General features: G+C 35.0%; 22 protein-coding genes and 1 tRNA gene. 17 read left to right on the top strand and 6 right to left on the bottom strand.

Translation table 11 applies throughout. The features are described from left to right. The first annotated feature begins 11 nt into the window (after nt 1-11). Nucleotides 12-1,358, top strand: a complete 1,347-nt coding sequence (accC, locus tag FLB_RS09505; protein ID WP_064715719.1) for an acetyl-CoA carboxylase biotin carboxylase subunit — start codon at nt 12-14, stop codon at nt 1,356-1,358. A 56-nt stretch (nt 1,359-1,414) separates the two neighbouring features. Here the strand turns inward: accC and FLB_RS09500 are convergent, their stop codons facing one another. After that, nucleotides 1,415-3,316, bottom strand: a complete 1,902-nt coding sequence (locus FLB_RS09500; RefSeq protein ID WP_064715869.1) for a S9 family peptidase — start codon at nt 3,314-3,316, stop codon at nt 1,415-1,417. Between the two features lie 384 nt (nt 3,317-3,700). On the opposite strand from FLB_RS09500, the gene FLB_RS09495 reads away from it, so the two are divergent. The 11 genes from FLB_RS09495 (at nt 3,701) to FLB_RS09445 (ending at nt 14,958) form a co-directional block, all read left to right on the top strand. Continuing rightward, complete coding sequence (locus FLB_RS09495) at nt 3,701-4,813, top strand: NAD(P)/FAD-dependent oxidoreductase (protein WP_064715718.1); 1,113 nt, start codon at nt 3,701-3,703, stop codon at nt 4,811-4,813. Next, on the top strand, nt 4,813-5,562 hold the full coding sequence (mtgA, locus tag FLB_RS09490) for a monofunctional biosynthetic peptidoglycan transglycosylase (RefSeq protein WP_064715717.1): 750 nt from the start codon (nt 4,813-4,815) through the stop codon (nt 5,560-5,562). Before FLB_RS09495 ends, mtgA begins: the two co-directional genes overlap by 1 nt. 253 nt (nt 5,563-5,815) lie before the next feature. Beyond that, nucleotides 5,816-6,229 carry a hypothetical protein gene (locus tag FLB_RS09485; RefSeq protein ID WP_064715716.1) on the top strand — a complete coding sequence of 138 codons (414 nt, stop codon included), beginning with the start codon at nt 5,816-5,818 and terminating at the stop codon, nt 6,227-6,229. A 303-nt stretch (nt 6,230-6,532) separates the two neighbouring features. Then, nucleotides 6,533-7,792, top strand: coding sequence for a tyrosine-type recombinase/integrase (locus FLB_RS09480; protein WP_064715715.1), 1,260 nt, complete (start codon nt 6,533-6,535; stop codon nt 7,790-7,792). A gap of 61 nt (nt 7,793-7,853) precedes the next feature. Then, nucleotides 7,854-10,292: a hypothetical protein gene (locus FLB_RS09475; RefSeq protein ID WP_064715714.1), complete on the top strand. Its 2,439-nt coding sequence runs from the start codon at nt 7,854-7,856 to the stop codon at nt 10,290-10,292. Nucleotides 10,293-10,373: 81 nt separating this feature from the next. After that, nucleotides 10,374-10,652, top strand: a complete 279-nt coding sequence (locus FLB_RS09470) for a helix-turn-helix domain-containing protein (protein ID WP_064715713.1) — start codon at nt 10,374-10,376, stop codon at nt 10,650-10,652. 5 nt (nt 10,653-10,657) lie between these two features. Then, nucleotides 10,658-10,963, top strand: coding sequence for a hypothetical protein (locus FLB_RS09465; protein ID WP_064715868.1), 306 nt, complete (start codon nt 10,658-10,660; stop codon nt 10,961-10,963). 3 nt (nt 10,964-10,966) lie between these two features. Beyond that, a complete protein-coding gene (locus FLB_RS09460) occupies nt 10,967-12,523 on the top strand; it encodes a phage/plasmid primase, P4 family (protein ID WP_082923260.1) in 1,557 nt (518 codons plus the stop codon). Beyond that, on the top strand, nt 12,523-13,614 hold the full coding sequence (locus FLB_RS09455; protein WP_064715712.1) for a DUF6371 domain-containing protein: 1,092 nt from the start codon (nt 12,523-12,525) through the stop codon (nt 13,612-13,614). The genes FLB_RS09460 and FLB_RS09455 overlap by 1 nt, the downstream gene beginning before the upstream one ends. 83 nt (nt 13,615-13,697) lie before the next feature. Next, nucleotides 13,698-14,330, top strand: coding sequence for a DUF4468 domain-containing protein (locus FLB_RS09450; protein WP_197488952.1), 633 nt, complete (start codon nt 13,698-13,700; stop codon nt 14,328-14,330). A gap of 40 nt (nt 14,331-14,370) precedes the next feature. Further along, nucleotides 14,371-14,958 carry a hypothetical protein gene (locus FLB_RS09445; RefSeq protein ID WP_064715710.1) on the top strand — a complete coding sequence of 196 codons (588 nt, stop codon included), beginning with the start codon at nt 14,371-14,373 and terminating at the stop codon, nt 14,956-14,958. 185 nt (nt 14,959-15,143) lie between these two features. On the opposite strand, the gene FLB_RS09440 is transcribed toward FLB_RS09445, so the two are convergent. Continuing rightward, a tRNA-Ala gene (locus FLB_RS09440) sits at nt 15,144-15,217 on the bottom strand. A 128-nt stretch (nt 15,218-15,345) separates the two neighbouring features. Between FLB_RS09440 and FLB_RS09435 the strand changes: the two genes are divergently transcribed. The 5 genes from FLB_RS09435 to FLB_RS09420 are packed head-to-tail and all read left to right on the top strand — an operon-like array spanning nt 15,346 to nt 18,287. After that, on the top strand, nt 15,346-16,113 hold the full coding sequence (locus FLB_RS09435; protein ID WP_157490592.1) for an enoyl-CoA hydratase/isomerase family protein: 768 nt from the start codon (nt 15,346-15,348) through the stop codon (nt 16,111-16,113). A gap of 5 nt (nt 16,114-16,118) precedes the next feature. Then, the gene (locus tag FLB_RS14385) at nt 16,119-16,292 is read left to right on the top strand and encodes a hypothetical protein (protein WP_197488951.1); all 174 of its coding nucleotides are present in this window, start codon (nt 16,119-16,121) and stop codon (nt 16,290-16,292) included. Between the two features lie 34 nt (nt 16,293-16,326). After that, on the top strand, nt 16,327-16,779 hold the full coding sequence (locus FLB_RS09430) for a 6-pyruvoyl trahydropterin synthase family protein (RefSeq protein WP_064715709.1): 453 nt from the start codon (nt 16,327-16,329) through the stop codon (nt 16,777-16,779). Nucleotides 16,780-16,839: 60 nt separating this feature from the next. After that, nucleotides 16,840-17,592 carry a UDP-2,3-diacylglucosamine diphosphatase gene (locus FLB_RS09425; RefSeq protein WP_064715708.1) on the top strand — a complete coding sequence of 251 codons (753 nt, stop codon included), beginning with the start codon at nt 16,840-16,842 and terminating at the stop codon, nt 17,590-17,592. Between the two features lie 11 nt (nt 17,593-17,603). Then, nucleotides 17,604-18,287, top strand: coding sequence for a GNAT family N-acetyltransferase (locus tag FLB_RS09420; RefSeq protein ID WP_064715707.1), 684 nt, complete (start codon nt 17,604-17,606; stop codon nt 18,285-18,287). A gap of 9 nt (nt 18,288-18,296) precedes the next feature. Here the strand turns inward: FLB_RS09420 and FLB_RS09415 are convergent, their stop codons facing one another. The 4 genes from FLB_RS09415 to rsmI all read right to left on the bottom strand — a co-directional run bounded on the left by FLB_RS09415 (nt 18,297) and on the right by rsmI (nt 22,608). Further along, complete coding sequence (locus tag FLB_RS09415) at nt 18,297-19,565, bottom strand: MFS transporter (protein ID WP_064715706.1); 1,269 nt, start codon at nt 19,563-19,565, stop codon at nt 18,297-18,299. A gap of 1 nt (nt 19,566) precedes the next feature. Next, complete coding sequence (gene recJ / locus FLB_RS09410; protein WP_064715705.1) at nt 19,567-21,258, bottom strand: single-stranded-DNA-specific exonuclease RecJ; 1,692 nt, start codon at nt 21,256-21,258, stop codon at nt 19,567-19,569. Between the two features lie 275 nt (nt 21,259-21,533). After that, nucleotides 21,534-21,884, bottom strand: a complete 351-nt coding sequence (locus tag FLB_RS09405) for a HopJ type III effector protein (RefSeq protein ID WP_064715704.1) — start codon at nt 21,882-21,884, stop codon at nt 21,534-21,536. 10 nt (nt 21,885-21,894) lie between these two features. Then, nucleotides 21,895-22,608, bottom strand: coding sequence for a 16S rRNA (cytidine(1402)-2'-O)-methyltransferase (rsmI, locus tag FLB_RS09400; RefSeq protein WP_064715703.1), 714 nt, complete (start codon nt 22,606-22,608; stop codon nt 21,895-21,897). Nucleotides 22,609-22,652 lie beyond the last annotated feature (44 nt).

The raw sequence follows: 22,652 nt of genomic DNA, 5'->3' as shown, positions 1-22,652 counted from the left end.
AAAAAAACAAGATGTTTAAAAAAATATTAATAGCAAATAGAGGAGAGATTGCTCTTAGGGTTATTAGAACGTGTAGAGAGATGGGAATCAAAACAGTAGCGGTTTACTCTACTGCAGATGCTGAAAGTTTACACGTAAAATTTGCTGACGAAGCCGTTTGTATCGGACCTGCACCAAGTAATTTGTCATACCTTAAAATGTCAAATATTATTGCAGCAGCAGAAATTACTAATGCCGATGCCATTCACCCAGGATATGGATTCCTTTCGGAAAACGCTAAGTTTTCAAAAATTTGCCAAGAACACGGTATTAAATTTATTGGTGCAGCTCCTGAAATGATTGATCGTATGGGAGATAAAGCTTCTGCAAAAGCGACAATGATCGAAGCAGGAGTACCTTGTGTACCAGGATCTGTTGGAATTCTTGAATCATACGAACAAGCAGCAGCATTAGCCAAAGAATTTGGATATCCAGTTATGTTGAAAGCAACTGCTGGTGGTGGAGGAAAAGGAATGCGTGCCGTTTGGAAAGAAGAAGATTTATTGAAAGCTTGGGAAGGTGCTCGTCAAGAATCGGCAGCCGCTTTTGGTAATGACGGAATGTATTTAGAGAAATTAATTGAAGAGCCGCGTCATATTGAAATTCAAGTAGTGGGAGATGCTTACGGTAAAGCGTGTCACCTTTCTGAAAGAGATTGTTCTGTACAACGTCGTCACCAAAAATTAACTGAAGAGACTCCATCACCATTTATGACTGATGAGTTACGTGCTAAAATGGGTGAAGCTGCTGTAAAAGCTGCAGAATACATTAAATACGAAGGCGCTGGAACTGTTGAATTTTTAGTAGACAAACACCGTAATTTCTACTTTATGGAAATGAATACTCGTATCCAAGTAGAACACCCAATCACTGAACAAGTAGTAGATTATGACTTGATTCGTGAGCAAATATTAGTAGCGGCAGGTGTGCCAATTTCAGGAAAGAATTATTTCCCAAATTTACACGCTATCGAATGTCGTATCAATGCGGAAGATCCTTACAATGATTTCCGTCCTTCTCCAGGAAAAATCACCACCTTACATATGCCAGGCGGACACGGAGTTCGTTTAGATACTCACGTGTATTCTGGATATACTATTCCACCAAATTACGATTCGATGATTGCCAAGTTGATTACTACTGCGCAAACTCGTGAAGAAGCGATTAGCAAAATGCGTAGAGCTTTGGATGAATTCGTAATTGAAGGAATCAAAACTACTATTCCTTTCCACAGACAGTTAATGGATGATCCTCGTTATATAGCAGGAGATTACACTACTGCCTTTATGGATACTTTCAAAATGAATGATCCAGAATAGATGGGAAATAATTACTATAAAAAACCTCGCAATTTGCGAGGTTTTTTTGTGGGTAACTATAAGGTTTCTTTCAACCATTTATAGAATTCTCTTTGCCAAACTTGAGCATTTTGAGGTTGCAATACCCAGTGGTTTTCTTCAGGGAAGTACAAAAAGCGACTTTTGATGCCTCTTAATTGTGCTGCCTGAAAGGCTTCTTGGGATTGTCCAATCGGCACTCTAAAATCAGTTCCTCCTTGTATAATTAATATTGGGGTGTTCCATTTGTCTACCAAGGTGATTGGGTTAAAAGTAGTGTAGGTTTTTTGTGCTACTTTATTATCTTTTTCCCAATACGCGCCTCCAAAATCCCAGTTGTTAAAGAAGACTTCTTCGGTGGTGCCAAACATACTCTGCGTATTGAAAACGCCGTCGTGAGCAATAAATGTTTTGAAACGGTTGTTGTGAATTCCAGCTAAATAAAACACAGAATAGCCACCGTAACTAGCGCCTACACATCCCAGACGTGATTTGTCTACATACGATTCTTTGGCGACGTCATCAATCGCTGATAAATAATCGTCCATCACTTGTCCGCCCCAATCACCCGATATTTTTTCGTTCCATTCTTGTCCGTGGCCGTACATTCCTCTGCGGTTTGGTGCTACTACTACATAGCCTTGAGCGGCCATCAAAGAGAAATTCCAACGGAACGAATAGCTTTGTGTTAACGGAGACTGTGGTCCTCCTTGGCAAAATAATAAAGTAGGGTATTTTTTAGTTGCATCAAAATTCGGAGGTAAAATTACCCAAACCAACATTTTTTTGCCATCCGTTGTGGTAACATATCTGCGTTCAGTTTTGCTTAAAGCCAAAGTGTTGTACGTTGCTGTATTCACATTAGACAATTGTTTCCAAGTGTTTTTCTTTAGAGTATAAGAAAAAATTTCAGCAGCGTGATTCATGTCGGTTCTAGTGACCAAGACTTGGTCGCCAGAAAAGCCAATAATATCGCTTACATCAAAATCACCATTGGTAATTTGGCGAGCGGTTACCGCAATTCTAGTCATTCCAGGGAAGTTCACTGCAAACAATTGCTTGGTGCCGTCTACGGCAGCTATAAAATAGACGTTCTTTCCGTCTGGACTCCACATAAATTGGTCTACACTTCCGTCCCAATTGGCGGTAAGGTTCATTTTGATGCCTTTGAAATCTACAATGATGTCGTTTTTATCGGCTTCATAGCCATCACGTTTCATTTGTAACCAAGTCAAGTGACCCGCAGGCGAAAATTGAGGTGCCGTGTCGTACCCTAAATTACCTTCAGTTCGGTTGATGGTTTTGCCGGATTCGAGTTGGTATTCGTAAATATCTGTATTCGTAGAAATGGCATATTGCGTGCCTGCTTTTTTCTTGCATACGTACAAAATGCTTTTGCCGTCTGGTGACCAGATATAATCTTCGTCGCCACCAAAAGGTTTTTGTGGGCTATCGAAATTTTCTCCTTTTAGGATATCGATTCCTGTAGCACCGTCTTTATTTTCTTTGTAAAAAACGTGGTTGAATTTACCTTCATTCCAAGTGTCCCAATGGCGGTAATCGAGTCCATTGTAGATTTGTACGTTTGATTTTTCCAGTTCGGGATAGAAATCTTTGCCGTGAACTTTGTCGATTTTTACTTCTTCGTTATAGACTAGATATTTTCCATCAGGTGAGGTGTTTTTGTCGTTTAGCAGACCTTTGGTGTCTTTAATTTCAGTGGCATTTCCGCCTTCGATGGGTAGGGAATACAGTTTAGAACTGGATTTGTTTTCAGCCACAGAGGGTGTGCTAACTTTATAAATAACGTTTTTTCCGTCTTTTGAAAGACCTAGAGGTGTTACGCGACCTAGTTTCCAGAGCAGCTCGGGAGTCAGTGTGTTTTGAGCCATTGTTGTCAAACTCATCATGGATAAGGTTAATAAAAGAATCTTTTTCATTGTTTTCAATTTTAAAAACGTAAAAATAATCATTTAAATTGACTTGTTTTGGATGGTAATCTCAATGCTTGCTTTAAAAAAAGCTTGTCAAACAAACTAATGAACCACAGATGCCACGGATGAAGCAGATTAGGACGGATTTGATGAGTTTACATTCAATTGTGAAACGTGTAAAATCCGTTTTATCCGCGTAATTCGTGTTCCATTTTGAATTTTATTGTTGGCGCTGATTTTAATTCTGTAAATCAAATATCTTGTGGTGCACCTCATTTTAGCCCAGATGGGAACGGCATCCTTTTCTATTTTTCTTTAAAATAGAAAAGATACAGTGGACAGCTGGAAATAGCTCCAAAAAATCCTTATTTTTATAAAAAATTTTCACAGATGCAATTGAGTTATTGGGAAATAAAAAATTGGTTTACCGACGTAGATTATACGATTGTGGGTAGTGGAATTGTGGGTTTGCACGCCGCGTTGCGGTTGAGAGAACGATTTCCTGCTGCTAAAATCTTGGTGTTAGAGAAAGGAATGTTACCACAAGGCGCCAGTACCAAAAACGCTGGTTTTGCTTGTTTTGGAAGTCTTTCGGAGATTGTAGAAGATTTAAAAACACATGCCGAAGAAGAGGTAATTGCTTTGGTGCAAAAGCGTTGGTCGGGTTTGCAATTGTTGCGCAAACGGATTCCTGATGCGGTTTTGGATTACAAACCTTTTGGCGGCTATGAATTGTTTTTGGAAGAGGAGGAAAGTTTGTACACTGAGTGTGTGAACAAAATGCCTTTTGTCAATGAAATTCTGAATCCTATTTTTAGAGGTGGCGTTTTTACCAAGGAAGTGGACCGTTTTGGATTTAAAGGGACAAAAGAATATTTAATTTTTAATCCTTTCGAAGGACAAATTGATACCGGAAATATGATGCAAGAATTGTTGCGTCAAGCTGTAGCGGCGAATATTTTGATTCTAAATCAGCAAACGGTTACAGGGTTTGAGGATAAGGGTTCAAGTGTTGAAGTAGCCTTGGGTGATTTTAGTTTTGTGACCCAAAAGTTATTGTTTGCTACCAACGGTTTCGCTGCCGAACTCACACAAGGACAAGTAAAACCCGCACGGGCGCAGGTGCTGATTACAGAACCCATTCCGAATTTGGACATTAAAGGAACTTTTCATTTGGATCGCGGGTATTATTATTTTAGAAATATTGGTGACCGAATTTTGTTAGGCGGTGGTCGAAACTTGGCTTTTGAAGAAGAAACCACCAACGAAATGGGGCAAACCGAAATTATTCAAAAAAAATTGGAACAGTTATTAAAAGAAGTAATTTTGCCGAATCAAGAAATTGAAATTGCACACCGTTGGAGCGGTATTATGGGCATAGGCGCAAGCAAGAATCCCATAGTAACGAATCTGTCCCAAAATGTTTATTGTGGGGTTCGCATGGGCGGAATGGGCGTAGCAATTGGCAGTTTAATAGGAACCGAATTAGCAGATTTAGTATAATGGCAACCAAGATTACCTCAAAAAAAGCAACTCCAAAAAAACCGGTAAAGAAGCAAGAAACTAGTTTTGGAAGTAAAGTGAAACGCTTTCTTTTCAAAGCCATGCTTTGGTTTTTTGGGCTTTCTATCTTTAGTGTGGTGGTGTTTAAATTCGTTCCCGTTCCATTTACGCCGCTTATGGTGATTCGTTTTTTTGAAAATGTAGCCGATGGAAAAGAGAATCATTTTAGCCATGATTGGGAACCCATCGAAAACATTTCAATGAATTTACAAAAAGCCGTAATCGCTAGTGAAGACGGAACCTTTTTGACCCACAATGGATTTGATTTTTTGGCGATGCAAAAAGCCTATAAAAGCAACGAAAGAGGCCGTAAAATAAAAGGAGGAAGCACTATTTCGCAGCAAACTGCCAAAAATGTCTTTTTATGGCAAGGAAGAAGTTACTTGCGCAAAGGATTAGAAGCTTATTTTACCGTACTAATCGAAATCATTTGGGGTAAAAAACGCATTATGGAAGTCTATTTGAACAGCATCGAAATGGGTGATGGGGTGTATGGCGCCCATGCTGCGACAGAATATTGGTACCGAAAAGACGCGTCGAGTTTGACCAAAATGCAAGCCGCAGGAATAGCCGCTATTTTACCCAACCCACGCAAATACAAAGCCACAAGTTCGTCTTCTTACATCAACAATCGAAAAGCCAAAATCGTACGCGTGATGAATCATGTAGGGCCTATAAACTACAAATAAATTGTTTCCTTTTTAGAGCAGATCCTCTCCTTTCCATAACCACGCCTCGACCTGCTCTACGCTATATCTTTGCTTTTTTAAAGGAAAAAAGCAAAGGATGCCGCTGCGATCAGGGCTAGACAGGACTTTTTGTTTTTCATAAGATGTTTTTACATTTTAGTTTAACAAGGATAAATTTAAAATATCACTAAATTTAGTGATTAGGTATTTACCTAAATTGTAGTAATTTTAATTATCTTTAAAATAAAAGAAAATGGTAAAAACACTTATTACAACATTCATATTGTTTTTGGCAGCAAATGCTTTTGCTCAATCAACAGATTACCATTCAAGTGAAAAACTAGGAAAAAAAGCAATAATAGGTCAATGGTATATTTCAGGTGTTAAACAAGACGCCCTGATTATGAAGCCTAACACCGTCGCTTATGCAAAAGTATATCGCGAGTTGAAAAAGGCTTTACAGTTTTATGATTTCAAATTTACTGAGCCAAAAACGGATGAATCAGTTATATCATCCCTATGTAAATCAATTGAAGATTTCGAAATGATGGATTTAACAATAAAGACAAACAGCAGTGAAATCAAAATGGTTTGGGAGAACGATTTTGCTATAATAGCGTGGATTTGTACTGTTGATTATTATGGGCTACAAATAAAAGAATTATAAAGTTAAAAGAAAAGGCGAATCAAAAAGAACTCCTTTTTTGCTTTTGAGATAAAAATAAAAAAAAGCCTTAAAAACATAAGTTTCTAAGGCTTTTTTGTGGAGAAGATGGGACTACTATAAATGCAAAGTTACTGTTTTCTGAATCCCTATAAAAAGCATAATATTTTATTTTAAAATCAATATTTACAAGCTTTTACAAATATATTGTTTTTTATTTAGTTTGCAACAAATTGAAACAATTTGCATTTAGCCGTACAAATGCCGTACAGATTATTTATATTTGTATGACTAAAATTTCAATTTATGGCAACGGTTAATTTTTTGTATCGCTCAACTAAAGAAAAAGCAAATTTACATTTGAGGTTATTGTATCGTTTCAATGATACTGATTTTGTTTTTGGAGCAAACACAAAGTTTGAAGTTTTAAAAGATTACTGGAATAAGCAACACAAAAAGAAGTCAAAGGATATTGATATTTCAAACAGACAAACTGAAGTTAACACCGAACTTAATAAAATTGAAAACCACGTTTTAAATGCGTTTAATTCTGTTAATCCTGATGAGATAAACAAAGAATGGTTACAAACTCAAATTGACTATTATTACAACCCACCTCAACAAGCCGAAAAGCTACCAACGGAACTTAATAAATACTTACTTCATTACATTGATGCGAAACGTACCGAAGTAACCGAAAGCACAATTAAGAAATGTAATGTTATTAAACAGCTTTTAACAAGGTATCAAAGCCACTACAAAAAAAATCTTTTACTTACCGATATTGATACAAACTTTAAAACTCATTTTGAAAATTATTGTTTGTCGAATGGTTATGCACCAAACACCATAGCAAGAACAATTCGATTTATTAAAACCATTTGTAAACACGCAAAATCTAACGGACTTGAAACCAGTTACCAGTTAGACAGTATCAAAGTGAAATATCATAAAATTGAAAGCATTTATTTGACTGTAAACGAATTAGAAGCAATTGAAAAAACTAGCGGTTTAGTTGAACATTTAGACAATGCGAGGGACTGGCTTTTGATTTCTTGTTATACAGGGCAAAGGGTTTCAGACTTTATGAGATTTACAAAAGAAATGATACGTTTTGAAAAGAATAAAGAGGGTGTTTTAAAGCCTTTGATTGAGTTTACTCAAAAGAAAACTGGCAAAGAAATGACCGTACCATTATCACAAAAAGTAATGGATATTTTAAGCAAAAGAAATGGAGAGTTTCCGAGAGCAATTTCAGACCAAAAATACAATGACTATATTAAAATTGTATGTAGAGAAGCAAAGATAACTCAAAAGGTTAATGGAAGTGTAATTTCTGAAACCGCACCCGAAAGCGGAATTTATCGCAAAGAAACTGGAGTTTTTGAAAAATGCGACCTTGTAACTTCTCACATCGGAAGACGTTCTTTTGCTACAAATAATTATGGAATTATACCCACCTCGTTTTTGATTTATGTTACTGGACATAGCACAGAAGCAATGTTTTTAAACTACATAGGCAAAAGCAATAAGGATATTGCAATGGAACTGACTAACTATTTTTAAGAAAAAAAGATTGTTTTTTAACGTGCATTTGGTACATTACATACATTATTTATTACAAAATATGATTTCAGAAAAAGAAAAAGACCAAATTTTTAAAGAAATGGTTTTTGAAAAGGGACTATTTTACTTTAGTGATACAAATAAAAACAGAATCAAACAGGCTTATCAAAAACTTGAAAACGATTTTGAAAATAAAGAAGATTTTATTCGGGCAGTAAATAGTTTGTTGCACGCAAATGGATTACATTTTTACAGTAAATTAAGAACCTTAACGAATCAATCTGAATTTATTGAGTATATCCAAAATCAATACAATTTGTACAATGAGTATACGCCCAATAATAGCTTTAATTGGCTAAACTTTACCAAAAAAGCTATTATGTATGGTTTTGGTATTTTACAGATTGAAAACACCGATTTAAAGGCTTCATTTATAAATTGGTATAATGAAGCATTAAAAAAATTAGAAGAGTTGAGAATTTTAACCGAATTGAAAAACTCAAATTCTGAAAAGGTTAAAGATGCTTTTCAGAATTTTAGTTTGATAAAGAAAGTTTCTATTAAGGACTACTATCAACCGATTGTGTTGAGTTTAAAGGAGTATGAATTACTATACGAGAGTAGGTTATCTAATCATTTAAAAATTCATATTGATTACGATACTAGTCATTTTATTTTAGATGAAAAAAACAACTACGAGTTTTACTTTAATCTTATTAATTCTATAAAATGTATTCCTGATGATTTATTGCATAAAAAAAACAAATTTCAAGTAATTAATATTAATGATTTCGATTATGGTAATCTCTATTTTGCAGAGGGTACAATCGATGATTTTTTCTATGTAAGCGAAGAAAATGAAAATGGATATGTTGCAGTTGAGGAGGTAAGACCCGATGTGATGTATGTAATTAATTTGTTTAAAAATCTTTCATTTGATGAGTTTGTTTTTAACTCACACAATTTAAAAAACTCAATTAGACTTATTCTTAAATTTTTAAAGAAAAAAGCAAAAGAAAAGAATTTAAATAAAATTAAACCCCAAACAGATTTAAGGGTATCAATTGAACAACCTCAACAAGATAACGAGATAGATATTTACTTAGAATCATACAACGAAAATCATTTTGATGAGGTAATGATTAAACGAAATGAAGACGGAACACCAAATAATATTTATTTAGGTAATAATTTTAATGAATGGTTTAAGAATATAGATAGAAACCTTTTAGCTAATAAAAGTTATGATGCTGAAACACAAGATAAATTAAGTACTTATAATAAATATTTACTCTTTTTGGCACAGGATTTAATGGGTTTATTCAAAGCGGTAAGCGGTTATAAAAAAACAAATAATGCTGGTTTTAAAACATCAATACACATACAAGAAAATGAGATTTTACGAAGGTTAGATTCTATTAAGTACTATTCTGAAATTGTCAAACATTACATAAGAAATAAGCAGTTTCAAAAAGCAAATGATATTAAAGATTATTGCATCTCATTATTTGGTAATTGTGTTTATAATCTCAATGATGTTTTAACCATTGATATTTATAAAAGTCCTTTGAAAAGTCACTTTGAAAATGTTAAAAACGATTTAGAAAAAGCAATTGATTTTAAAGAGTTAGCTTTAATAAACGAACTTGAAACAAAAGCAGTTAAGCAAGAAACTAATATTCTTTTAAAACTTAATTTGCAGATAGATTATTTTTATAAAAGGTTATGCTTAGTAAATAATCTGAAAATAAAAGAAATTTTTTTAGTGTGTTCAGATGAACCTTTATTTGATATTGAAAAATTAAAGCAATATTTCTTAGAAAATAGCCTTAATGATTTTGCAAAAATTGAAGCGAAAAAGTTGATTGAGATAATCGATAGTTTTGAAATTAAAAGAAACGAATACTTATTAATACCAAAACCGAATCCGTTAATTTTTTATCAGTATGAATATGTTAACTCAAAGGGTGGGAAGTCTTCGGGGAGTGTAAGTGCAAAGCTTGAATACTTTCATTATACCGATAACAAAATCAGTCATCTGTTAGAAATAGGATTTAAAAATAGAAGTAAGAATTCGGAATATATTGAAAGCTTAAAAGTTGATAAAATTTATTCCAAGTGTATCGAGATACGAGAAGTATGTAAAAGTATTATACAACCTCAACAAACTGAAAACAATATTCCTAATGAGGCTAAACAAAAAAAAATATCAGAAAAATGGTACGCATTGTTATACTGGATTGAATTAAATGCAAATGGAGAGCAACCTCCAAAAAATATTGAAGGAGCATTTATAAGAAATGAAATTGAAAAAATAGGTAGTAATAAAACAAATACAACTGGACAAAGTTTTTACAGACATTTCATTGATATAGATTTAAACAACGAAAAATCAATTAATGTAAGTTTTGGTAAAGATTGGAAAGATAAGATTAAAGAACTGTCAAATTATAATCAGGCAGTTGTTAGTTTCATTGAAAAAAAATACTCTTCAAATTAGTATGGTACTTTCAGGTACGTACCTTAAAAAAACCTTTTAAAATACCTCACGTGGTTTGTGTAAACTTTTAAATGTAAAAAGATGCACAATTTAATTTTAACACCGATTTCAGTTGATGCTTTAACTGAAAAAATTGCTTTAAAAACACTTGAATTTTTAGAGCAAAAAAAAGAAACAAATAATACTCACAATCCTGATGAGTTATTAACCCGAGAGCAAACGTGCGAGTTTCTACAAATAAATTCCAGCACGTTATTTCATTGGACAAACAAGGGCAAAGTTATAGCCTATGGAATTGGAAACCGCAGATATTACAAAAAAGCGGAATTACTTCAATGTTTAAAACCGTTAAAAAAATAAAGGCAATGAGTACTACCAATACGCAAAGCCTTGATTTTAATGGATTAGAACAAGGCAAAGTTAAGCAATCCCAAAACCAAAAGAAAACCATATTTGAATATTTAAAGCAACAAACCGCCACCGCTTCAATGGTAACAGAAGCGACAGGAGTCCCGCAAAAGTCTATTTGTCGTTATAAGCGAGATTTAGAGAAACAAGGTTTGCTTTATGAAATAGTAAAGAAGCATTGCAAGTCTACTGGTTTTCGTGCGTGGTATTTAACCACAAACCCCGAGTTATTTCCGAAGTCGAACCAATTAAAAATGTTTTAGACTATGGAAGTAAATAAATTAAAAAACATTATTAATAATGATGTTTTACGGCTAACGGATAGCATTGAACCAATACAAAATACAACCGATGACATATTACAGGAACTAACAAAAAGTATTGGGCAAATTGATTTTATGCTTTTGGCATATCCTGAAAGCGCAGACGTTCTGAAACAATACAAAGCACTTGAAACCAAGTTAAATGTAAGCGGTACTCTTTCAGATGAAGACCAAACAAGGTTTAAGGATTTAACGGATAAATTAAAGAGATTTAAGTTAAGTAAAAACCATTTTTTAATCCTTTGTATCGAGCAACTTTTAAAAATTGCAGTTGCGAATAAATGGGGTTTATGCAAGAAGAACGGCTTTATTTATTTGTATAATGGTAGCTACTGGAGCGAAATTGATAAGGAGTGTTTTCAATCTTTTTTGGGTAACGTAGCTTTAAAAATGGGAGTTGAAAAATTCAAATGTAAAATTCATACGTTTAAAGATGAGTTATTCAAACAGTTTATGGCAGATGCTTATTTGCCTACACCAAAGACCAAGAAAAATAATGTATTAATCAATTTGCAGAATGGCACTTTTGAGATTACACCAACAAAAAGAGGGTTGAGAGATTTTGAAAGCAAAGATTTTATTACCCACCAGTTGCCGTTTGAGTATGAACCCGAAGCCACCGCACCACTATTTCAAAAGTATTTAGATGAGGTTTTGCCCGATAAGGATAAACAAAGAGTTTTTGCCGAGTATTGCGGTTACATTTTCATTAAACCAAGTGTTTTGAAACTTGAAAAAATGTTAATCTTATACGGTACTGGAGCAAATGGCAAAAGTGTGTTTTTTGAGATACTTAACGCCCTTTTAGGGACTGAAAACATAAGCAACTATTCATTGCAAAGTTTAACGAATGATAACGGTTATTTTAGGGCAAAAATCGCAAATAAACTGGTAAACTATGCAAGTGAGATAAACGGCAAACTAGAAACTGATATTTTCAAACAAATGGCATCGGGCGAACCAATAGAAGCACGTTTGCCCTATGGAGAGCCGTTTATTTTAAACGAGTATGCAAAACTAATTTTTAACTGTAACGAGTTACCCAAAGACGTAGAACATACAAACGCTTATTTCAGACGGTTTTTAATTATTGGTTTTGATGTTACTATACCCGAAAGCAAACAGGACAAACAGTTACCGCAAAAGATAATTAATAACGAATTATCGGGAGTGTTTAATTGGATTTTGCAAGGACTTGACAGGGTACTGGAGCAAAAGAATTTCAGCAAATGCGAAGCAATAGAAAACGCCCGAAGCAATTACGAAAAACAAAGTGATAGTGTAAAAATGTTTATTGATGAGTTTGAATATAGCACCTCAACAGAATATACCACTATAAGTACTTTATACAACCAGTATAAAAGTTTTTGTATTGAAGACGGTTTCAGACCAGTAAACAAGTCAAACTTTATGAAGCGGTTACATAGTTTTAAAGTTTTGGTTAGTCGCATAAGTATTGGAAACGTGGCATACATTACAACTGATAAAGATTTGTTTTGATGGAAAGGTTTAGATATTCATTAGATAAAAGCAGTAAGAAGTTTGTTTGTCCTAACTGTAATAAAAAAACTTTTGTTTTATACATTGATACAGAAACAAACAATTATTTAACTACTGATTTTGGTAAATGTGATAGGGCGCAAAACTGTAACTATCACAAAGCACCGCCAAAGGGTAAAAAAGCGTATTTAATAGCGTTTTTGAGTTTAAGTAGTATTAGTGATAAGGCGATTAAATTAACCGATTTAAACGGTGTTATTTCAATTGTACCAAAGTCGCAAATACTGGAGCAGTCAAAAAATGATTGTTGGATAACAGAATGGTATTTAAAAAACTCAACTATTAACTATTTGAGTAATGAAAGTAAATACTTTAATACTGATGAGGTATGTTTTGTAAATGAAGTCAAAGAAATAATGCAACCGCCACCAGTTGCACCAAGTTTTCACAGTTTCGAATTATTGGAAAAAATGTATTTTGAAAATCGAGTAAATGACCATTTGACCGAGTATTTAAAAGAACGGTTTTCAAAAGATGAGGTATTTAAGGCAATGCAAGATTACTTCATTACAGGAACAAATTTTTGTTGGTTATTGTCAACTGTATTTTGGCAAATTGATGACAAAGAACAAATACACGCTGGAAAAATTATGCAGTATGATAGATTTACGGGCAAAAGAATAAAAGAACCTTATAATCATATCAATTGGGTACACAAAGCCACCAAAGAGCCTGATTTTAATCTTTGTCAATGCTTGTTTGGATTGCATCGAGTTAATGAAGACTATCAAAAAACTATTGCAATAGTAGAGAGTGAAAAGACCGCAATTATAATGAGCATTTTGTTACCGCATTACATTTGGTTAGCAACTGGAAGCAAAGGGAATTTTAAATTTGAAATGTTGAAGCCTATCAAAAAAAGAAATATTGTTTCCTTTCCTGATAAGGGAGAGTATAACAACTGGTTAGACAAAGCCACCGAATTAAACGCATTAGGGTTTAAAATTTCGGTTAGTGATATGATAGAGCAAACAGACTTTGAAAACGGTTTTGATTTAGCAGATTATTATTTGAGTTTACAAGATTTGTAGAGCTTTTGTAAAAATCACTAAATTCCAGTATTGTTATGGATTCTGTAAAGGGTTACATTTACATTAACTTAAATTTTTATTTTATGAAATACACTTTGTTAGGATTAATGATTTTTGCAAGTTTTTTAGGATTTGCACAGGATTTTACAAAAGATAACAAAACTCTTACAGGGGTTTTTGAGGCACAAGGAAAGAGTAAAGCTGAATTGTTTTCGGTAATAAATAAATGGATTTCTGTAAACTATAACTCATCAAAGAATGTTATTCAAATGAATGATTTAGATTCGGGAACTATAATTATAAAAGGGATAAATGAAGTAAAAACTAAAAATGCACTAAAAAGTCTTTATCCAATGAGTATGCCTGAATACAATTATTATGAATTTAATCATATGATTGAAATTAATATTAAAGACAACAAATACAGAGTCATTTTTAAATTAACTGATTTGAAATCTGAAGTTAGTCCGAATGATAAATTTAATTTTGATTGCGTTAATTTTAATGGAGTTGAGCAAAATGTTGTCGATGAATATAATTCGAGAATGGATAAGTTGTTGAAAATGGGTTTTGTGGGTTCTAAAAAAAGAGATGCTTTTAAAGCAAGTTCTAAAGGATATCTACATGGTGTTAATGATGATATTGTAAATTATGAAAAAGATTTTATGTTATCAATCCAAAAAACTGTAAGCACAATTTCAAAAGATAACTGGTAATAAATAGTTTTTTATTCCTTAATAATTTAGGTTATTTACTATGGGACGATATGGCAATTATCCAACAACAGTTGAAGACTGTTTGTATTTATCGATAAAAAAACTAAAAGATTGGGATTACTTAACTAATAACGGCACTAAGTCGGGTACAATTAGTTGGAGCAGAAACGGAACACCTCATTCTAATATTAGGATAACGATAACAAAGAGTGATTTCAAAGCTTTTATGATTTTAGATTATTCTGTAAATGGAGAGCCTAAAAATTATAAAGTTGAGATTATTAGTAAACCCTCTAATTTAGGCAAAGGAGAGGTTATGTATTTTGTTTGTCCGAGTACAAAACAACAATGCAGAAAATTACATTTACAATGCGGTTACTTTTTGCATCGAACCGCTTTTCAAAATTTGATGTATTCAAAACAAATTGAGAGTAAAAAATTCAGATATTTGGGAAAGGTATTTGATTATATTTTTAATCCTGATGAAATTTACCAAGAACGGTATAAAAAATATTTTAAAACGCATTATAAGGGTAAACCAACAAAACGATATTTAAGAGTAAAAAAGAAAATAGATTTAATCGAGAGTTGTCCGCCCAACATGGAAGAAATACTTTTAATGATGTAATTTTGATTAATCAACTTTTTTCAAATGCACGAAATGCACGAAATGAATCCTAAAAAACAATATTTTTTTTCAACTAAAATAGTCTAGATAGTAGGCTATTTTTTTTGACCGTACATAAATCGTACAAATATCAAAAACAAAAAACCGTAAACGCTTATTTTACAAGCAATTACGGTTTTTATAAGTGGAGAAGATGGGGCTCGAACCCACGACCTCTTGACTGCCAGTCAAGCACTCTAGCCAACTGAGCTACATCCCCATGACTATGGCGCAAATATAGTATTTTAATTACTCAATACACAAATTTATGTCGTACAAAAATGCTTTCCCTTCAAAAAAAGAAGTGGTTTGTTGAAATAATTTTAACTTTACGCTAAAATAAAAAGCATGTCACAAATGATTGCCTCAGGTACACTTACCACAACGATTACCAACGGTATTGCAACACTTACCTTTGGTCACCCCGCCAGCAATTCTTTTCCTAAAGTACTCTTGCAACAACTCACGAATGCGATTCAGGAGGTAAGTACTAATGATGCCGTTCAGGTGGTGGTGCTTCAGAGCGAAGGAACGGGGGTTTTCTGCGCAGGTGCCTCATTTGATGAGCTTTTGGCGGTGAATACTGAAGCTGAAGGAACTACTTTTTTTTCTGGTTTCGCCCATCTAATCAATGCGATGCGCACTTGTCCCAAAGTCATTGTTGGTCGCATTCATGGCAAAGCCATTGGGGGAGGCGTAGGCATTGCCGCGGCTTGTGATTACACCTTGGCTACTCGTCAGGCAAGTATCAAATTATCAGAACTCGCCATCGGAATTGGTCCTTTTGTGATTGAGCCTGCGGTAAGCCGTAAAATCGGAAAAATGGCGATGTCCCAAATGACCTTGACGGCTCAAGAATGGAAATCGGCTGAGTGGGCACAACAACAAGGTTTGTATGCCGCTATTTTTGATACAATTCCAGAATTGGATCAAGTCGTATACCAAATGGCTACACAACTAGCTGGCTACAATCCGCAAGCCTTACTCGAAATCAAGAAAGTATTTTGGGAAGGCACCGATCATTGGGCAGCATTATTGCTAGAACGTGCCGCAATTTCGGGACAATTGGTACTTTCTGATTTTACCAAAAACGCTTTACTTCAATTTAAAAAATAACTATAATGACACCATTTTCTTTGATTCAAAAACCAGATGTGGCTCAAAAAATAGCCCAAGCGCCAGACAAAAGTTACGAAATAGGAGTGGTAATTGGCTCGTATTTGCCTTTCGTGGTTTTGGTTGGATTTGCGTATTGGATGTATTACCGAGCAAAAAAAAGAGACGAAAACCGTTAATATTCCTTAAATTTGCCCCTCAAATTCAATACAGATGAGTAATATCAGAATCACCAAAAAATTTAGTTTCGAAACCGGTCATGCGTTGTATGGTTATGATGGGAAATGCAAAAATGTACATGGACACAGCTACAAGTTATCAGTAACCGTAATTGGCTCTCCAATAACCGATCGATCGAACGTAAAACTTGGAATGGTGATTGATTTTACCGATTTGAAAAAAATCGTTAAAGAAGAAGTAGTCGATCAATTTGACCACGCTACCGTTTTCAACCAAACCACTCCTCATGTTGAATTGGCCAAAGAATTAAAAGACCGCGGACATCATGTGATTTTGGTTGATTATCAGCCTACTAGCGAGAATATGATTGTTGATTTTGCTGAAAGAATCAAAAGCCGTTTGCCAGAAGGAATTAACCTATTTTCTTTAAAATTGCAAGAAACCGAATCTTCTTTCGCAGAATGGTTTGCTAGTGATAATGTATAGAAATAGATACCTTTCAAGTTTCATCCCAAAGTTTCTGGACCAAATTCCAAATTAAATTGCATGACTTCAATTTCTAAAAAAATATATTTCGCTTCTGATCAGCATTTTGGTGCGCCTACCCCTGAGTTGAGTTTTCCAAGAGAACAGAAATTTGTAGCTTGGCTAGACGAAGTAAAGAAAGATGCCGAAGCTATTTTTTTATTGGGTGATTTATTCGATTTTTGGTTTGAATACAAAACCGTGGTACCCAAAGGATTTGTCCGCATTTTAGGTAAATTGGCCGAGATTCGCGATAGTGGTATTCCAATTTATTTTTTCGTTGGAAACCATGATTTATGGATGAACGATTATTTTGAAAAAGAACTGAATATTCCCGTTTTTCACGACAATCAAGAATACACTTTTCATGGAAAAACCTTTTTGGTAGGGCACGGAGATGGAAAAGGACCTGGGGATCTGGGATACAAACGCATGAAAAAAGTGTTTACCAATCCGTTCTCTAAATGGATGTTTCGTTGGTTGCATCCTGATCTAGGCGTTGGACTAGCGCAATATCTTTCGGTAAAAAATAAATTAATTTCTGGAGCCGAAGATGTTACTTTTTTAGGCGAAGACAACGAATGGTTAATTCAATATGCCAAACGAAAACTAGAAACCAAGCATTACAATTATTTGGTTTTTGGACACCGCCATTTGCCCATGAAATATACCGTTGGTGAAAACGCTGAATATGTCAATCTAGGTGATTGGATTACTTATTTCACCTATGGTGTTTTTGATGGAGATACTTTTGAAATCAAAACATTCAACTAAAATTAAGGGATATGGAGCCAATAGATTATAATAGATTAGATTATCCTGTTGGGAATTCCGTCAAAGAATGCCATAGTCAGTATGGATTAGATTTTCAAAATGGGCATTTTTATCTTCCTGACTATTGTCCTTTTGGGGACTTTTCTTCTTTTGAAAATGCAGCTTCTATTTTAGAGCAGTATGCCCAAATGGCTTCTTCTTTTTACATTTTTGGTAACTTACCTGAAGTCCCGTCAAGTATAGAGAATAAAGGTGCGTTACTTTGTCGACAAATGATTGTTTCTTCAAGGATACAACATCCTATTACGGAATCTATCATCAAATTAGGTCCTGAAAAGTTGAACGATTTGTTGGGTTTGGTACAATTAGTCTATCCGGAATATTTCAAGCCTCAAACAGCGGCTATGGGTAATTATTACGGCATTTATAAAGATGGCCAATTAGTTGCCGTTACGGGTGAGCGCATGCAAATGAACGATTTTATAGAAGTCAGTGCTGTAATTACGCATCCAGAGCACACAGGAAAAGGCTATGCAAAACAGTTAGTAACACACACTGCCAACGCGATTTTTGATCAAAATAAAATTCCTTTTTTGCATGTATCCGATCAAAATGTTGGTGCCATTCACGTATACGAATCTTTAGGGTTTAGTACTCGAAAAAAAATAGACATTTGGCATTTAGTTAAAAAATAGTTTTCTGTTTTATGCCTTTTCGATTTCTTCTAAATCTTTTTGTAAATCTAGTTTTCGGAAAGAAGGCATAAAGGTTCCCATTCCGAGTACAATCATCAAAGTCATACATCCTCCAAATACCACCGCAGGAACAGTTCCCATTAATTTGGCAGTTAAACCACTTTCAAAAGCACCCAATTCATTCGACGAGCCAACAAAAATAGAATTTACCGAAGCTACTCGGCCTCGCATATGATCGGGAGTTTTGAGTTGTAAAATAGTTGAACGAATCACCATTGAAATGCCATCCACAACGCCACTAAAGAACAACGCCAACAATGAAATCCAGAAAATAGTAGAAAGTCCAAAAATGATGATGCAAACACCAAATAAGAAAATAGCGGTTAGCAATTTCATTCCAGCATTTTTATTTACTGGAACATAAGCAGTGAAAAGCATGGTTAGAATTGCTCCAACAGCAGGAGCGGCTCTTAGAACACCAAAACCTTGTGAGCCTACTTGCAAAATATCTAAAGCAAAAATAGGTAACAAAGCTACTGCACCACCAAATAATACGGCGGTCATGTCCAGGGTTAAGGCGCCAAGAATCATTTTATTGTTGTACACAAATTTTACGCCTTCTTTCAAACTATCCAAAACAGGTTCACCAATTTTTGGATTTAAAATGGGTTTCTTATCTATGAAAGTTAGGCCTAATAAAGCGGCAAAAGCAAAGGCAACGACAAGGGCTAAAGACCAATGAACCCCTATAAAAGTAATTGAAAATCCAGCAACCGCAGGCCCAATTACCGATCCTACTTGCCAAACAGAGCTGCTCCAAGTTGCAGCATTTGAATAGGCTTGTTTTGGGACGATTAAGGCTAAAAGGGAAAAAATGGTTGGTCCCAAAAACGAACGTACAATGCCTCCCATAAACACAAAAAAGTAAATTAAATACAAAAGAGTGGTTGTAGAAAATCGATTTGAAAAGAAGGGAAATGTCAAGCAAAATAATCCTGAACTAATAAAAAGAAATCCAAAAATACATTTGATTAGCATGCCTTTTTTCTCCTTTTGATCCACGATATGACCAGCAAACAGCGCCATGGCAACCGCCGGTATGATTTCCATCAACCCAATAATCCCCAAGGATAAAGCACTTTTGGTAACTCTATATACTTCCCATTCGATAATGATAAACTGCATGGACCATGCAAAAACCATAGCGAATCGGATGAGTAAAAAGATATTAAATTCTTTATAGCGAAGGGCTTGATAAGGGTCGTTTTTTGGTTTCATTTTAGTTCTTTATGTCTTTTAGTCTCAATTGTAGTTCTATTTTGTCGTTCCATTCGTTTTCGTCTATACAATAAGCTGCCTCAAACGGTTGTTTGTTTTTTACTATTTCATATTTTTTCCCTAATCCAAAACCAATTGCTGGAATTCCCTCCGAATTATTTTGACGCACAAATAGTTTCAGATGTTCTTCTTCTTTTCCCATAGGTTTTCCATAGCCTGTATCAAAGACATTGTTGGAAACAAAAACGGGCGTCATATTTTGAGGACCACAAGGCTCAAATTGTTTCAAAATGCGTGTAAATTTAGGGGTAATTTCTTCAAAACGGACAACAGCATCGATAGAAAGTTCGGGTTGTAGTAATTCGGGGGCAATGGTTTCTTGAACGACTCTTTCAAAGGCTTCCTTAAAAGCGGCATAATTTTCAGGCTTTAAAGTCATTCCTGCAGCATACATGTGGCCTCCAAATTGTTCCAGATGTTCTGCACAAGCTTCAAGTGCATTGTACACATCAAATCCTTTTACCGAACGGGCAGATGCGGCATATTTATCGCCACTTTTGGTAAACACCAAGGTAGGGCGATAATAGGTTTCTATCAATCGAGAAGCGACAATTCCAATCACGCCTTTGTGCCAAGTTTCCTGAAAAACTACCGAAGTAAAACGGTTTTGTTCGCCATTTTCTTCAATTTGCGTCAGCGCTTCTTTCGTAATTTGTTGGTCCAAATCTTTGCGTTCAGCATTATAGGCTTCAATTTCAAAGGCAAATTGCTGGGCTTGTTCAAAATCAAATTCGGTCAACAATTCCACGGCATGATTCCCGTGTTTGATGCGACCCGCCGCGTTGATTCTCGGCGCAATAATAAAAACCACATCCGTAATATCGAGCGTTTTTTTCTTGAGTTGATGTGTCATCGCCTTAATTCCAGGACGAGGGTCACTATTAATTACTTGCAAACCAAAATGCGCCAAAACCCTATTCTCTCCAGTCATCGGAACAATATCAGCAGCAATAGCTGTTGCAACCAAATCCAGATACGGAATCAAATCCTCTAGGGTTTGGTTACGGTTAGCCGCCAGCGCTTGAATGAGTTTAAAGCCAATGCCACAGCCACACAATTCGTCATACGGGTAGTCGCAATCTTCTCGTTTCGGGTCCAAAATCGCTACAGCATCAGGTAATTGCTCTCCAGGACGGTGGTGATCGCCAATAATAAAATCGATATTCTTTTCTTTGGCATACGCCACGTGATCTATAGATTTTATCCCACAATCTAGCGCTATAATTAGCGAAAAACCGTTGTCATCGGCAAAATCAATTCCTTTAAACGACACGCCATAGCCTTCATCATAACGGTCCGGAATGTACGTGGCAACATTGGGGTAAAAACTTTTCAAATAACCAGAAACTAAGGAAACTGCTGTTGTTCCATCCACATCGTAATCCCCAAAAACCAAAATATTTTCCTCGTTTGCTATGGCTTTTTCAAGTCTTTCCACCGCTTTTTCCATATCTTTCATCAAATACGGGTCATGTAAATCGTTTAAAGAGGGGCGAAAAAATTGTCGGGCTTCCTCAAATGAAGAGATGCCTCTTTGCAGTAATAATGAGGCAATCGTTCCAGAAACTTGTAAGGCAGTCGCTAATTCATTTATTTTTTCTTCTTCGGATTTGGGTTTGAGTGTCCAACGCATGCTGTTTTAGGTTTTATAACTTGTTAATTAGGCGTATAATTTATTTTTTTAGGAACCAAAGCAAAAGGCTTTTTCAGGAAACAAGGAGCCCGCTATCCGCTATATCTTTGTTTTTTTAAAGGAAAAAAACAAAGGATACCGCATCTATCGGGGTTAAAGAGCCACAAATTGCCTTTTTGTTGGCATTTTAAAATGGTCTTTAGACTATATTTTAGAACTAGTTTTGTTATCTATAAATAACATTTTTTTCTAAAATCGTTATCTGTAAATAACAATTATTGTTCTTTCAATGTCAAAGGCTCTCCATAAAAAGCAATGCCATTCCAACCCGTTTTCATAAAATTACGAATGTTTTGATGGTCTGTTCCTTCTGGATTTTTCAAGACGTCTTCGGTATAATAAGCGCCAAAACAAGCCAGCGTTGCTTCTTCTGACAAGTTGTGGAGTTGTGCAAAAGCAAACAATTTGCAAGAGCCATTATTTTCGTTAGCTGCATTGTGTTGCAATCCGTTTTCAAAAGCGGTTGGTTCAAAATCATAATTGGCTTCAATAACCGTGATAGTTTCTTGAAATGTAATCGCGTTTGGGGTATTTTTTAATTTTTCTAAAAAAGCAGTTAGGCTCATATTTTTTATTTTATTGTTCTTCTGAAAATTTACTTTTTTTGGTTTCTTTAGTTATGGGTTTTCCGCCAATCACTACTACAATTTCACCTCTAGGGGCGGTTTTTTCAAAGTGAATTAATACTTCTTTTACTGTTCCGCGTACGTTTTCCTCATGCATTTTAGATAATTCTCTTGATACACAAACGGGACGGTCTTCGCCAAAATAAGTAACAAATTCACTTAACGTTTTGACTAATTTGTGAGGAGAAACATAAAGAATCATCGTTCTGGTTTCTTCGGCCAAAGCCAAATAACGGGTTTGTCTTCCTTTTTTGTCAGGCAAAAAACCTTCAAAAACAAATTTATCATTCGGCAAACCACTATTGACTAAAGCAGGTACAAATGCTGTGGCGCCTGGTAAACATTCTACTGCAATACCGTTTTCAATGCAAGCTCGAGTGATCAAAAAACCAGGATCCGAGATGGCGGGCGTTCCAGCATCCGAAATCAAAGCGATGGTTTCGCCTCCTTGTAATCGACTAATTATGTTTTCGATGGTTTTGTGTTCATTGTGCATGTGATGGCTGTGCATGTGTGTGCTAATTTCAAAATGCTTGAGCAATTTGCCACTGGTTCGGGTGTCTTCGGCCAAAATTAAATCGGCTTCTTTGAGAATACGTATCGCTCGAAACGTCATGTCTTCGAGGTTGCCAATTGGAGTGGGTACGATATATAGTTTAGACATATTTTAAAAAGTTAAAACACGAAATCCGCAATAAAACGAAGTCC

This window comes from Flavobacterium succinicans (genome assembly GCF_001662485.1).
GTDB lineage: Bacteria > Bacteroidota > Bacteroidia > Flavobacteriales > Flavobacteriaceae > Flavobacterium > Flavobacterium succinicans_A.
Note: the sequence above shows the minus strand (reverse complement) of the source record. Positions and strands in the feature narration are given on the sequence as shown.

Coding starts and splice junctions, on each gene's coding strand:
- accC (WP_064715719.1), top strand. CDS start 12: ATGTTTAAAAAAATATTAATAGCAAATAGAGGAGAGATTGCTCTTAGG.
- FLB_RS09500 (WP_064715869.1), bottom strand. CDS start 3,316: ATGAAAAAGATTCTTTTATTAACCTTATCCATGATGAGTTTGACAACA.
- FLB_RS09495 (WP_064715718.1), top strand. CDS start 3,701: ATGCAATTGAGTTATTGGGAAATAAAAAATTGGTTTACCGACGTAGAT.
- mtgA (WP_064715717.1), top strand. CDS start 4,813: ATGGCAACCAAGATTACCTCAAAAAAAGCAACTCCAAAAAAACCGGTA.
- FLB_RS09485 (WP_064715716.1), top strand. CDS start 5,816: ATGGTAAAAACACTTATTACAACATTCATATTGTTTTTGGCAGCAAAT.
- FLB_RS09480 (WP_064715715.1), top strand. CDS start 6,533: ATGGCAACGGTTAATTTTTTGTATCGCTCAACTAAAGAAAAAGCAAAT.
- FLB_RS09475 (WP_064715714.1), top strand. CDS start 7,854: ATGATTTCAGAAAAAGAAAAAGACCAAATTTTTAAAGAAATGGTTTTT.
- FLB_RS09470 (WP_064715713.1), top strand. CDS start 10,374: ATGCACAATTTAATTTTAACACCGATTTCAGTTGATGCTTTAACTGAA.
- FLB_RS09465 (WP_064715868.1), top strand. CDS start 10,658: ATGAGTACTACCAATACGCAAAGCCTTGATTTTAATGGATTAGAACAA.
- FLB_RS09460 (WP_082923260.1), top strand. CDS start 10,967: ATGGAAGTAAATAAATTAAAAAACATTATTAATAATGATGTTTTACGG.
- FLB_RS09455 (WP_064715712.1), top strand. CDS start 12,523: ATGGAAAGGTTTAGATATTCATTAGATAAAAGCAGTAAGAAGTTTGTT.
- FLB_RS09450 (WP_197488952.1), top strand. CDS start 13,698: ATGAAATACACTTTGTTAGGATTAATGATTTTTGCAAGTTTTTTAGGA.
- FLB_RS09445 (WP_064715710.1), top strand. CDS start 14,371: ATGGGACGATATGGCAATTATCCAACAACAGTTGAAGACTGTTTGTAT.
- FLB_RS09435 (WP_157490592.1), top strand. CDS start 15,346: ATGTCACAAATGATTGCCTCAGGTACACTTACCACAACGATTACCAAC.
- FLB_RS14385 (WP_197488951.1), top strand. CDS start 16,119: ATGACACCATTTTCTTTGATTCAAAAACCAGATGTGGCTCAAAAAATA.
- FLB_RS09430 (WP_064715709.1), top strand. CDS start 16,327: ATGAGTAATATCAGAATCACCAAAAAATTTAGTTTCGAAACCGGTCAT.
- FLB_RS09425 (WP_064715708.1), top strand. CDS start 16,840: ATGACTTCAATTTCTAAAAAAATATATTTCGCTTCTGATCAGCATTTT.
- FLB_RS09420 (WP_064715707.1), top strand. CDS start 17,604: ATGGAGCCAATAGATTATAATAGATTAGATTATCCTGTTGGGAATTCC.
- FLB_RS09415 (WP_064715706.1), bottom strand. CDS start 19,565: ATGAAACCAAAAAACGACCCTTATCAAGCCCTTCGCTATAAAGAATTT.
- recJ (WP_064715705.1), bottom strand. CDS start 21,258: ATGCGTTGGACACTCAAACCCAAATCCGAAGAAGAAAAAATAAATGAA.
- FLB_RS09405 (WP_064715704.1), bottom strand. CDS start 21,884: ATGAGCCTAACTGCTTTTTTAGAAAAATTAAAAAATACCCCAAACGCG.
- rsmI (WP_064715703.1), bottom strand. CDS start 22,608: ATGTCTAAACTATATATCGTACCCACTCCAATTGGCAACCTCGAAGAC.